This is a genomic window from Morganella morganii H1r, assembly GCF_000633515.1.
Taxonomy (GTDB): domain Bacteria; phylum Pseudomonadota; class Gammaproteobacteria; order Enterobacterales; family Enterobacteriaceae; genus Morganella; species Morganella morganii_B.
On the sequence record NZ_AYMP01000023.1, the window covers coordinates 93,105 to 105,750 of the forward strand.

The window sequence follows — 12,646 nt, forward strand, 5'->3', positions numbered from 1 at the left end:
TGCCCCGTGAATAGTATCGCTGTTAATACCGGATATTACGCCTTCGGCTCCGGTTCAGAAATATCAATCCGTTCGATCTTCTTCTGCATGCCGCGCGGCAGCGCCGTACCACGGCGTCCGCGCTCAGCACGGAATTTTTGCAGCTCTTCCGGACGCAGCGTCAGTTTACGCTTGCCGAAATGCAGTGTCACACTGGCATCCGGGCGGATCACAAACAGATGTGCCAAACCGTCTTCCCCGGCCGCCGCCGCCGCAGAGGTAATGGAGATAATCTTATTCCCCTTCCCTTTTGACAACTGCGGCAGGTCACCGACAGGGAACAGCAGCATCCGCCCTTCCTGCGATACTGCCAGCAGGAGATCGTTCTCCTCATCATTCACCTCAATCGGTGTCATGACTTTTGCGTTATCCGGCAGCGTGATCAGCACTTTCCCGGCTTTGTTTTTCGCGACCAGGTCACTGAAGGTACAGATAAATCCGTAACCGGCATCCGAGGCCATCAGGTACTTCTGATTTTCATCGTTCATCAGCACCTGTTCAAACACAGCCCCCGGCGGCGGTGTCAGCTTACCGGTCAGCGGCTCGCCCTGACCACGCGCGCCCGGCAGCTCCAGCGGATCGAGCGAGTAACTGCGTCCGGTGGAATCAAGGAATACCACCGGCTGATTACTTTTACCCCGTGCCGCACCGAGGAACGCATCACCCGCTTTGTAGTTCATACCTGACGGGTCGATATCATGGCCTTTGGCGCTGCGCACCCAGCCCATCTGTGACAGCACAACGGTCAGCGGCTCGGACGGCAGAATGTCATGGTCGCTCATGGCTTTCGCTTCTTCGCGCTCATTGAGCGGGGAGCGGCGATCGTCACCGTACTGTCTGGCGTCTTCCTCAAGCTCTTTTTTCAGCAGCGTGTTCATACGACGCTCAGAGCCGAGGATTGCCTGTAATTTATCACGCTCTTTCGCCAGCTCATCCTGCTCGCCGCGGATTTTCATCTCTTCGAGTTTGGCTAAATGGCGTAATTTCAGTTCGAGGATGGCTTCCGCCTGAGTATCGCTCAGCCCGAAGCGATCCATCAGTACCGGTTTCGGCTCATCTTCCGAACGGATGATGTCAATCACTTCATCAATGTTGAGATATGCGAGCAACAAACCATCGAGAATATGCAGACGGCGCAGCACTTTTTCCAGCCGGTGATTCAGGCGGCGGCGCACCGTTTCGCGGCGGTAAACCAGCCACTCATTAAGGATCTCAACCAGCCCTTTAACCGCAGGACGTCCGTCCAGGCCGATCATATTCAGGTTGATGCGGTAGCTTCTTTCCAGATCCGTGGTCGCAAACAGGTGAGTCATCACCTGATCAAGATCGATCCGGTTACTGCGCGGTACAACCACCAGCCGGGTCGGGTTTTCGTGATCCGACTCATCGCGCAGATCTTCGACCATCGGCAGCTTTTTCGCCCGCATCTGTGCCGCTATCTGCTCCAGCACTTTCGCGCCGGAAACCTGGTGCGGCAGTGCGGTGATCACCGCATTACCGTCCTCAATTGTCCACACGGCGCGCATACGCACAGAGCCGCGGCCGGATTTATAGATCTTACGGATATCTTCCGGTCCGGTGATGATTTCCGCTTCTGTCGGGTAATCAGGGCCGGGGATAAACGCCATCACCTCTTCGAGGGACAGAGACGGCTTGTCGATCAGCGCCAGCAGGGCACCGGTTACTTCACGGGCGTTGTGCGGCGGAATATCCGTTGCCATACCGACTGCGATCCCGGTGGTACCGTTGAGCAGAATGTTCGGCAGGCGCGCCGGTAACATTTTCGGCTCCTGCATCGTACCGTCAAAGTTCGGCACCCAGTCTGCAGTGCCGTGTCCCAGTTCACTGAGCAGCACTTCCGCATATTTTGACAGGCGCGATTCGGTATAACGCATGGCGGCGAAGGATTTCGGATCATCCGGTGCCCCCCAGTTCCCCTGTCCGTCCACCAGCGGGTAGCGGTAAGAGAACGGCTGCGCCATCAGTACCATCGCCTCATAACAGGCGCTGTCGCCGTGCGGATGGTATTTACCCAGCACGTCACCGACAGTACGGGCGGATTTTTTGTATTTGGCGGAGTTGCTTAACCCCAGTTCAGACATGGCATACACGATACGCCGCTGAACCGGTTTTAACCCGTCGCCGATAAAAGGGAGTGCCCTGTCCATGATGACGTACATGGAATAGTTGAGGTAGGCATTCTCTGTAAAATTATGCAGCGCCTGGCGCTCCACACCGTCATGAGTTATTTCACTCATTCACTCTGTTCCTCTGACCTTTTGTGCCGTCACGGGGTGACATCACACATCCAATTCCACCCGATCACCCTTTTCCTGCAACCAGTTACGGCGGTCTTCCGCTCGTTTCTTGCCGAGGAGCATATCCATCACCGACATCGTTTCCTGATAGTTTTCCTCACTGATAGTGAGCTGTACCAGACGCCGGGTATTCGGATCCAGGGTCGTTTCACGCAACTGACCGGGATTCATTTCCCCCAGCCCTTTAAAACGCTGCACATTCGGTTTGCCGCGCTTGCGGCTTAATTTATCCAGAATCGCATTTTTCTCGTTTTCATCGAGGGCGTAATGCACCTCTTTGCCGAGGTCGATACGATAGAGCGGCGGCATAGCCATATAGACATGACCGGCTTTCACCAGCGCCGGGAAGTGACGCACAAACAGAGCGCACAGCAGGGTGGCGATATGCAGCCCGTCCGAGTCCGCATCCGCGAGGATACAGATTTTGCCGTAACGCAGGGTGCTTAAATCGTCACTGTCCGGATCGATACCGATGGCCACGGAAATATCATGCACTTCCTGAGACGCCAGCACTTCATCAGACGACACTTCCCAGGTATTCAGTATCTTACCGCGCAGCGGCATGATGGCCTGGAATTCTCGGTCACGTGCCTGTTTGGCAGAGCCGCCCGCTGAGTCCCCTTCCACCAGAAACAGTTCGGTCTGATTCAGATCCTGGGATGAACAGTCCGCCAGTTTTCCCGGTAGTGCCGGGCCTGACGTCAGTTTTTTGCGCACCACTTTTTTCGCGGCCCGCAGACGGCGCTGGGCGCTGGCAATCGCCATTTCCGCCAGCTGTTCCGCAGCCTGCACATTCTGATTGAGCCACAAACTGAAGGCATCCTTCACCACGCCGCTGACAAATGCCGCGCACTGACGTGATGACAGACGTTCTTTGGTCTGACCGGCAAACTGCGGATCCTGCATCTTCACGGAGAGCACATACGCACAGCGCTCCCAGATGTCATCAGCGGATAACTTCACGCCGCGCGGCAGAATATTACGGAATTCACAGAACTCGCGGATGCCGTCAAGCAGCCCCTGGCGCAGGCCATTGGCATGAGTACCGCCCAGCGGGGTCGGGATCAGGTTGACGTAGCTTTCGGTCAGCAGTTCGCCGCCTTCCGGCAGCCACAGCAGCGCCCAGTCCACCTCTTCATTGTCCCCGGCATGTTTGCCGGTAAACGCCGCTTCCGGCAGGGTCACCAGGCCGTTGACGTTTTCCATCAGGTAATCGGTCAGACCATCCTGATAGCACCAGCGCTGTTCGGTCTCGTTCACATTATCTTTGAAAAGGATCTCAACCCCCGGGCACAACACCGCTTTGGCTTTCAGCAGATGCACCAGCCGGGAAACAGAGAAGCGCGGACTGTCAAAAAACTGCTCATCCGGCCAGAAATGCACACTGGTACCGGTGTTGCGTTTGCCGCACTGCCCGATGACAGCCAGTTCACTGACTTTGTCACCATTTTCAAAGGCAATCTGATAAACCTGTCCGTCACGGCGGACAGTCACTTCGGTGCGTTTTGACAACGCATTGACCACGGAAATACCTACCCCGTGAAGACCACCGGAAAACTGATAGTTTTTATTGGAGAACTTCCCCCCGGCATGCAGGCGGGTCATGATCAGTTCGACCGCAGAGACTTTTTCTTCCGGGTGCATATCCACCGGCATCCCGCGCCCGTTGTCAATCACTTCAACAGACTGATCTTTATGCAAAATGACTTCGACAGATTTAGCGTGACCGGCTAAAGCTTCATCGACGCTGTTGTCGATAACTTCCTGAGCAAGGTGATTCGGCCGCATCGTGTCCGTGTACATACCCGGACGGCGGCGGACAGGCTCCAAACCACTGAGGACTTCAATATCCTCTGCGTTATAAGATGATTGCGTCATGTTGGATTATCGGTTTTTCGCTAAAAAATAAACAAAATACGTGAATGATACTGGCGATAATACCAGTCCCGGATAAATTTAAATACGATTTTTCATTAATGGCCGAGGCCGAGGAACTCAATTATCTGCGGAAAATAGCGCTGAAATCCGGTAAATGCGTGGTTTCCGCCGGATTCAATCGTCTGTTTGCATGCCACCAGATGGGTGACCGCCTGACGGTAATCCAGCACTTCATCGCCGGTCTGCTGCAATAACCAGATCAAATCAGGTGATTCAACGGGATCGGCAAAGATCGCCCGTAAATCCTGCATATGGTGCGGTTCGAGGGTATAACGCTCGCCGGTATAGGGGTTTTCATTCTCCCCGAGATAATCCTGAAGCAGATCAAACGGATACACTGCCGGATTGACCACCACCGCTGGGACATCAAACGCCTGTGACAGCCAGAGGGCAAAATACCCGCCCAGCGACGACCCGACAATGCCGGTGTTTTCACCGGCCAGCGAGTTCATCAGATCTTCCAGAAACAGTGCGGCGTCATCCGGATAGCAGGGGATCTGCGGCTGTAACATCCGGATCGCCGGATGGTGCTCTGCCAGCCACGCTTTCAGCATCGTCCCTTTTTCTGACAGCGGGGAACTGTTGAAGCCGTGCAGATAAAGGAGCGTTGCCATCAGTAACCGTCCGAACCCAGATCGGGGCTGAATTCATCCGTATCGAGCCGGAACAGCTGTGTCGTCAGCGACGGATTATCACCGGTGGTCAGTTCCAGATAACGCCAGCCCGGCGCTGCGGTATCCAGCGTAAAATTAGTGCAGTGCGGTTTAAACTGGACACAGGTTGACGGCGTGGCCAGCATACGGATGCCATTCCACATCACATCCATATCCTGGTGAATATGTCCGCACAAAATGCCTTCAATATTCTGATAACGGGTCAGAACCTCAGCCAGCATATGCGAGTTGCGCAGACTGTGCTGATCAAGCCAGGTACAGCCGGATGCCAGCGGATGGTGATGCAGCATAACAACGGTATGGCGGTCAGGCTGCCGCGCCAGGCAGTTATCCAGCCAGATAAGCTGGTCGTCACTCAGTTCGCCGTGCGGCACGCCCTGAACCTGGCTGTCGAGCAGCAGGATCTGCCACTGATCCCCGAACAGCACCTGCTTGGAGGAGGAGATACCGGCGGCGGCCAGTTCCTGTGCCATCGACGGCTGATAATCATGATTCCCCGGCAGCCAGACACACGGCGCCGGTAAACGGGCAATACCGTCCGTAAACCGCTGATAGGCCCGGGTGCTCTGGTCCTGAACCAGATCACCGGTGGCAACAATCAGGTCAGCCGGTAACTGCTGTTTTACGATAGCATCAAGCACGGCGTGGTAACTGTGCAGAGTATTAATGCCCAGCAGCGTGTCTGTTTCACCGGCAAAAAGATGCGTATCGGTAATCTGTAAAATTCTGACCGCAGCGCCGTCAGCCACGGGCAAGTGCAACGGGGTTTCCAATCGATGTCCTTGTTATTTTAATAACTAACATATAATGATAACGTGTTTCGGCGAAGAAGATCTGCAATCCCGCACACAATTCCCCGGTTGCGTATAAAAAAATCCGGATTATTTATCCCGCCATGTTGTGCGTATACGTTCATAGTGCAGTGTAAGCCACTGAATTGCAATGACAGTTGCTGCGTTGTCGATCACACCTTTTTCAACCCATTCATACGCCTGCTCACGGCTGACCACATGAACACGGATGTCCTCATTCTCCTGCGCCAGCCCGTGAACCCCGCCTGCCGCCGCGGTATCTGCCTCGCCGATATACACATACATCCGCTCGGATGTCCCGCCCGGGCTTGAAAGATAGCTCAGCGCGAAGGTGCAGCGGCCGATTTTCAGCCCTGCTTCCTCTTCCGCTTCACGCCGCACCACATCTTCAGCGGATTCCCCGCTTTTATCGATCATCCCGGCCACCGCTTCCAGCAGCCAGGGGGTCTGGCTGCTTTCAATGGCGGGCAGACGAATCTGTTCAATCAGCACAACTTCATCACGAACCGGGTCATACGGCAAAATGACGCCGGCATTTCCCCGTTCGAATACTTCGCGGCGGATTTCCGGGCTCCAGCCGCCCTCAAATAACCGGTGCCGGAAACGGTATTCATTAATCTTAAAAAATCCTGAAAACAGGGTTTTCTGACTGATAATCTCCACGTCATCGCTGCTGAACGCAAAAGGTAATCCGGATGTGCGTTTCATACTATTTTCTCCGCCAATACATCAATTATCAGTGATAATGACCTTTTTCCTCTGCTGAGATAAAGAAATTTTCATCCCGTTGAGGTAAAGTTAAGCTAATTTAACCCGGAAGGCACAAACGGCTACCTTTATTAGCGAGCGGACTCTGCTAGAATTAAAGCCATTTGGTGCTTCCCGTGAGGCAACTGACAGATTAGCGCTGTGCAAAAAGGAATCCTAATGAAGAAACTGCTTTCTCTTCTCATTGCTGTGAGTGTGGCAGGTTTCAGCTCTGTCACCCAGGCTGAAGACCTCCTTCAGGTTTATCAAAAAGCGAAAGAGACCAACCCGACCCTCCGTCAGACTCAGGCTGAACGTAACCAGGCGTTTGAAAAAATTAACGAAGCCCGCAGTCCGTTACTGCCGCAGTTAGGTTTAAGCGGGGGTTATGACTATAACACCGGTTACCGTGATAACAGTAACCAGAGTAATAATGCACTGAATGCACAGCTGAAACTGACTCAGACAATTTTTGACATGAGCAAATGGCGCCAGCTGAACCTGCAGGAACAGAATGCCGGGATCAGCGATATCACATTCCAGAGTGCCCAGCAGCAGCTGATTGTGGATACCGCCGTTGCTTACTTTAATGTTCTGCGCGCGCTGGATACCCTGTCCTTCATACAGGCACAGAAAGAAGCGGTCTACCGTCAGCTGGATCAGACCACTCAGCGTTTTAATGTCGGTCTGGTCGCCATTACTGACGTACAGAACGCCCGCGCTAACTACGACAGTGTTCTGGCTCAGGAAGTGGCAGGCCGTAATGATGTCGAAAACGCTATTGAAGCACTGCGTCAGGTGAGTGGTATTTATTACAGCGAATTAGCCTCGCTGGATGTTAACCGCTTTAAAACCAATGCCCCGGATGCCATCGAAGCACTGCTGAAAGAAGCACAGGAACGTAACCTGAACCTGCTGGGTGCCACACTGAGCCGTAACCTGGCGAAAGAGCAAATCAGCCTGGCAGAATCCGGTCACTATCCGACTGTGAACCTGAGTGCCGGCACAGGCGTAACCAACACCGATTACAGCGGCAACGGCTACCCTAACGGCCGTCCGGATAACAGCTATGCAGGCCAGAGCACCATCGGTGTGAATGTCAGTATCCCGCTGTACACCGGTGGTGCTGTGTCATCACAGGTTGATCAGGCTCAGTACGGCTATACCGCCGCCAGCGAAAAACTGGAAGCGACACTGCGTCAGGTTGTTCAGACCACCCGTTCTTCTTACAACAATATCAACGCCTCAATCAGCAGCGTGAACGCCTACAAACAGGTTGTGACCTCTGCGGAAAGCTCACTCAATGCAACCGAAGCCGGTTATCAGGTGGGTACGCGTACGATTGTGGATGTGCTGAACGCCACCACTACCCTGTATGAAGCGAAGAAAAGCCTGTCCAATGCCCGTTATGACTATCTGATTAACCAGCTTTATATCGGTCAGGCACGCGGTACACTGAATGAAGACGATATCCTGCGTCTCAACCAGGTGCTGGGTAAAACCATTTCCACATCACCGGCTTCCGTGGCGCCGACCACCCGCTGATTTTCGTATTGTGATGATAAAAACCCGCCTTCGGCGGGTTTTTATATGTTTTTGCTGTTTTTACGGATAATACTTCTGCCGGGCAGTGAAATATCAGGTTATATACCGGAAGCCGCAATATAATTACCCCCGTAATGTGTACTTTATCCGTAAAAATACCGCCATACCGGTATCTTTTTTTTCTGTTAATCTGATTTAATTGACATCAGACGCAAAAAGCCGATTATTACTTTAATTTAACACAATTTTCCCCTATCCTAGACAGATATTACCTCCCCATAAAACCGTTTCCGGATATAACGACGATGACAATGAAACGCACCAAAAATATTAACCGCGATGCTTTCCGCAAAACCTGGCGTCAGTACCGCCTGGCACCTGTTGCGGCTGCTGTCGGCGCTGTTCTGATGTTAACCGCCTGCGATGAAGCCGATGAAACCGTTGCGCTCTACACCACCGCAGAGCAGTGCTCCGCCGAGAACCCGGCACACGCCGGTGCATGTACCACTGCCTATAACAACGCACTGGAAGAGGCGGCAAAAACCGCACCGAAATATGCCACCCGCGAAGATTGTGTGGCGGAATTCGGCGAAGCACAGTGTACTCAGGCACCAACAGAGCTGGCAAACAACAGCCAGCAGCAGCCTGCCCAGGCCTCCGGCAGCTTCTGGATGCCGCTGATGGCCGGTTATATGATGGGCCGTATGATGGGTGGCGGTGCCGCAAACTCGCAGCCGCTGTTCACTTCCCGTAACCCGGCAAGCCCGGCCAACGGTAAATTTGTTGATGCCACCGGCAAGAACTACGGCTCTGCCACCGGCGGGCGCTCCATGACGGTACCGAAAACCGCCATGGCACCAAAACCGGCCACCACAACCACCACCACACGCGGTGGCTTCGGTGACAGCGTGGCGAAACAGAACACCATGCAGCGCTCATCCGGCAGCAGCTCATCCTCCCGTTCAATGGGCGGCTGATTTACATGAAACGTACAGCGATTAGCGAGCGCCCTGACTGGCGCGGGAAAGCCGAAGAATTCGGCTTCCATTTTCATACCATGTACGACGAGCCGTACTGGTCGGAAGATGCCTGTTATCAGTTTACGATGGCACAAATCGATGAAATCGAGGAAGTGACCAGCGAACTGCATCAGATGTGTCTTCAGGTGGTGGATAAGGTCACACAAAGTGACGAGCTGATGACCCGTTTCCAAATCCCGAAACACTGCTGGGATTTCGTGCGTGAGTCATGGGCAACCCGCCAGCCGTCACTTTATTCACGTCTGGATCTGGCCTATGACGGCGTTAACCCGCCGAAATTACTGGAAAATAATGCGGATACGCCGACATCGCTGTATGAATCCGCTTTCTTCCAGTGGATCTGGCTGGAAGACCAGATTGCCGCCGGTAACCTGCCGGAAAATGCCGATCAGTTCAACGCCATCCAGGAAAAGCTGATTGAGCGTTTCGGGATGCTGGCGGAAGAGTACGGGTTCCGTTATCTGCACATGGCATGCTGTCAGGATTCCGTGGAAGATCGCGGTACTATCCAGTATTTACAGGACTGCGCACAGGAAGCCGGTATCACCACTGATTTTCTGTTTATCGAAGATATCGGGCTGGGCGATCGCGGTGAGTTTACTGATCTTCAGGATCAGGTTATCAGCAACATGTTTAAACTCTATCCGTGGGAATTTATGATGCGGGAGATTTTCTCCACCAAGCTGGCAGATGCCGGTGTACGCTGGCTGGAACCGGCCTGGAAGAGCATCATCTCCAACAAAGCACTGCTGCCGGTGCTGTGGGAAATGTTCCCGGATCACCCGAACCTGTTGCCTGCCTATTTTGCGGATAAACCGTATCCGGAAATGGAGAGCTACGTCATCAAACCGCTGTTCTCCCGCGAAGGTGCCAATATCCGTATTATCGAAAACGGCAAAGAAATTGCTGCCGCGGATGGCCCTTACGGTGAAGAAGGTATGATTGTCCAGCAGTTCCATCCTCTGCCGAAATTCGGCGACAGCTATACCCTTGTGGGCAGCTGGCTGGTGAATGATGAATCTGCCGGGATCTGCATCCGTGAAGATAAAGAGCTTATCACCCAGGATCTCTCCCGTTTCTATCCGCATGTCATTATTGACTGACGAATAGTCTCTGACTGATACAAAAATCCCCGCGATATCCGGTATCGCGGGGATTTTTTATAACGAAAAGACATCGTCAGCCGACTTTCACCGTCAGCATACTCAGTGAACCGGATTCAATGCCATCCACCGGCACGGTGACAGGCTCACTGCCCTGCCGCATACCGAGAATATAGAGCAGCGGCAGATAGTGCTCCGGTGACGGATTTGACCGCTTGCCGTCTTCGCGCTCAAGTGCATTCACCAGCGGATGCGGCCGGGTGTCACTTTCCAGATTATCACGCACGAAATTATTAAAACTCACTGCCCACGGATACGGTTCGGCCTGTGCATTCTGCCAGTCCATCTCACGCAGATTATGCACCACATTGCCGCTGCCGAGCACCAGCACACCTTCATCGCGCAGTGCCGCCAGCTTACGGCCGGTGTCATAATGCCACTGTGCCGGTTTGCTGCCGTCGAGGCTGAGCTGTACCACCGGGATATCCGCATCCGGATACATTTTCACTAAGATCCCCCAGCTGCCGTGATCTAACCCCCATTCGCCGTGATCTTCCCCGATATTATCATCACTGAGCAGATCTTTTACCCGTGCCACCAGCGCAGAGGATCCGGGAGCCGGATATTCCGTCTCATGCAGCGCAGGCGGAAAACCGCGAAAATCATGGATGGTGCGCGGATGGGCAGCGGATGTCAGCCACGACCCCTGCGTATACCAGTGCGCGGAAATCACCAGAATGGCTGACGGACGCGGCATGTGTTCTCCCAGCTGCCGCCAGGTTTCGGTATAACGGTTGGTTTCCAGGACATTCATCGGGCTGCCGTGACCCGCAAACAGAGCCGGTAATCGTTTCATTGCTGACCTCACACAAAAATTATTCACTGAGATCAGTGTATGCCATTCCGGGATTTATCACGCAGGGTAATCATGATGAAGTTATTCAAAAAATATGACGGGAGAGCGGAGACAAAAATGCCGCTGTGTCAGCAGCGGCATCTCAGGATTTCAGTCTTGTTCAGTTACTGACCCTGTCAGTGATCTCAGCCCGCTTTCGCCATTAACTGTTCGCGGTACTGCACCAGGTCATCAATCGTCACAACCGGCATATCATGGGCTTTCGCAAACACAATCACTTCCGGTGCGCGGGCCATTGAGCCGTCATCGTTGGTCAGTTCACACAGCACACCGTACGGCTTCAGACCGGCGAGCGTTGCCAGGTCAACAGAGGCTTCGGTATGACCGCGGCGGGTTAACACACCACCGTTCTGCGCACGCAGCGGGAATACATGACCGGGACGGTTCAGATCCGCCGGAACAGCGCCATCGGCCACCGCAGCGCGGATGGTGGTGACGCGGTCAGCCGCAGACACCCCGGTGGTGACACCGTGTGCGGCTTCAATCGTTACGGTAAAGCCGGTTTTGAACTGGCTGGAGTTGTTCTCCACCATCATCGGCAGCTCAAGCTGCTGACGGCGTTCGTCAGTCAGGCACAGGCACACAATACCGCTGCCGTGACGGATGGTCAGTGCCATCTGCTCAACGGTGATGGTTTCAGCGGCGAACACCATGTCGCCTTCATTTTCACGGTTTTCATCATCGAGTACCATCACTCCCCGTCCCTGACGGATAGCTGCAATAGCACGTTCTGCACGTTCAATCGGATTGCCGTAATCTGATAACAGCGTCTGATTCATGGTAAATAAACCTCATCGTAATTAAAAATGATTACCAGAACCAGGGCATCTTAGGAGTTGCATATATATCATAAAATCATGCTGCAACAGATTACTACCTGTGCAGATAATGAATGATATGCGATCGGACGGGCGGATATTGCCCGGCTGATGCTGACTCTCTCCCATCCGGACTATAACCGTCGGCCCCGGAATTACACCGGATCTGCTGACCTTCACCGTGGTGAAGCGCTCGCGGGCTTCATTCGCAATGGAATGTTTACCGCCGGTGGGGACTTTCACCCCGCCCTGAGATAGCGTGATTACTATACCCCCGATAAATCATCTCAGCCAGTGGTTATTTTTACCGGGGGCTCAAAATGAGAACTCAGACTGGTTCAGAATCCCGTAACAGGTTACTATTTGCGGCATAACGATCCTCAGGCTCAGAAAGGAAAAATCATGATTGACCCGAAAAAAATTGAACAGATTGCCACACAGCTGCAAAGCGCGCTGCCGAAAGGTGTGCGGGAGATCGGAGCGGATATCGATAAAAAGATGCGTGCCATTTTACAGTCACAACTCGGTAAGCTGGATTTAGTCAACCGCGAAGAGTTTGATGTGCAGACTCAGGTGCTGCTGCGCACCCGCGAAAAACTGTCGCAGATGGAAAAACGTCTGGCAGAGCTGGAAGCGCGTCTGGCGGAAAAAGGCGGCGAATAATGACAACAGGAGATACGCCGTGCGTATCTCCTG

General features: G+C 53.6%; 11 protein-coding genes and 1 riboswitch. Of the genes, 4 read left to right on the forward strand and 7 right to left on the reverse strand.

Annotated features, from left to right (window positions below; all coding sequences use genetic code 11):
• Nucleotides 1-35: 35 nt before the first annotated feature.
• The 5 genes from parC to nudF all read right to left on the reverse strand — a co-directional run bounded on the left by parC (nt 36) and on the right by nudF (nt 6,489).
• On the reverse strand, nt 36-2,297 hold the full coding sequence (gene parC / locus U868_RS0113800) for a DNA topoisomerase IV subunit A (RefSeq protein ID WP_025153797.1): 2,262 nt from the start codon (nt 2,295-2,297) through the stop codon (nt 36-38).
• Nucleotides 2,298-2,339: 42 nt separating this feature from the next.
• Nucleotides 2,340-4,235, reverse strand: coding sequence for a DNA topoisomerase IV subunit B (gene parE, locus U868_RS0113805; protein WP_025153798.1), 1,896 nt, complete (start codon nt 4,233-4,235; stop codon nt 2,340-2,342).
• 95 nt (nt 4,236-4,330) lie between these two features.
• A complete protein-coding gene (yqiA, locus tag U868_RS0113810) occupies nt 4,331-4,909 on the reverse strand; it encodes an esterase YqiA (RefSeq protein WP_025153799.1) in 579 nt (192 codons plus the stop codon).
• Nucleotides 4,909-5,742, reverse strand: coding sequence for a 3',5'-cyclic-AMP phosphodiesterase (gene cpdA, locus U868_RS0113815; RefSeq protein ID WP_025153800.1), 834 nt, complete (start codon nt 5,740-5,742; stop codon nt 4,909-4,911). The genes yqiA and cpdA overlap by 1 nt, the downstream gene beginning before the upstream one ends.
• A 108-nt stretch (nt 5,743-5,850) precedes the next feature.
• Complete coding sequence (gene nudF, locus U868_RS0113820; protein ID WP_025153801.1) at nt 5,851-6,489, reverse strand: ADP-ribose diphosphatase; 639 nt, start codon at nt 6,487-6,489, stop codon at nt 5,851-5,853.
• Between the two features lie 219 nt (nt 6,490-6,708).
• Here nudF and tolC point away from each other — a divergent pair, with 219 nt between their 5' ends.
• The 3 genes from tolC (at nt 6,709) to U868_RS0113835 (ending at nt 10,216) form a co-directional block, all read left to right on the forward strand.
• Nucleotides 6,709-8,073, forward strand: a complete 1,365-nt coding sequence (tolC, locus tag U868_RS0113825; protein WP_025153802.1) for an outer membrane channel protein TolC — start codon at nt 6,709-6,711, stop codon at nt 8,071-8,073.
• A 311-nt stretch (nt 8,074-8,384) separates the two neighbouring features.
• Nucleotides 8,385-9,050, forward strand: coding sequence for a DUF1190 family protein (locus U868_RS0113830; protein ID WP_025153803.1), 666 nt, complete (start codon nt 8,385-8,387; stop codon nt 9,048-9,050).
• Between the two features lie 5 nt (nt 9,051-9,055).
• Complete coding sequence (locus U868_RS0113835; RefSeq protein ID WP_025153804.1) at nt 9,056-10,216, forward strand: glutathionylspermidine synthase family protein; 1,161 nt, start codon at nt 9,056-9,058, stop codon at nt 10,214-10,216.
• Nucleotides 10,217-10,292: 76 nt separating this feature from the next.
• Here the strand turns inward: U868_RS0113835 and ygiD are convergent, their stop codons facing one another.
• Both ygiD and ribB read right to left on the reverse strand, forming a co-directional pair.
• Entirely contained in the window at nt 10,293-11,072 is a 780-nt protein-coding gene (ygiD, locus tag U868_RS0113840; protein WP_025153805.1) for a 4,5-DOPA dioxygenase extradiol, read from the reverse strand.
• Nucleotides 11,073-11,257: 185 nt separating this feature from the next.
• Nucleotides 11,258-11,911 carry a 3,4-dihydroxy-2-butanone-4-phosphate synthase gene (gene ribB / locus U868_RS0113850; protein WP_025153806.1) on the reverse strand — a complete coding sequence of 218 codons (654 nt, stop codon included), beginning with the start codon at nt 11,909-11,911 and terminating at the stop codon, nt 11,258-11,260.
• Between the two features lie 154 nt (nt 11,912-12,065).
• Nucleotides 12,066-12,211: riboswitch (FMN riboswitch) on the reverse strand.
• Nucleotides 12,212-12,352: 141 nt separating this feature from the next.
• Between ribB and ubiK the strand changes: the two genes are divergently transcribed.
• Nucleotides 12,353-12,613, forward strand: a complete 261-nt coding sequence (gene ubiK / locus U868_RS0113855) for a ubiquinone biosynthesis accessory factor UbiK (RefSeq protein ID WP_004242156.1) — start codon at nt 12,353-12,355, stop codon at nt 12,611-12,613.
• Nucleotides 12,614-12,646 lie beyond the last annotated feature (33 nt).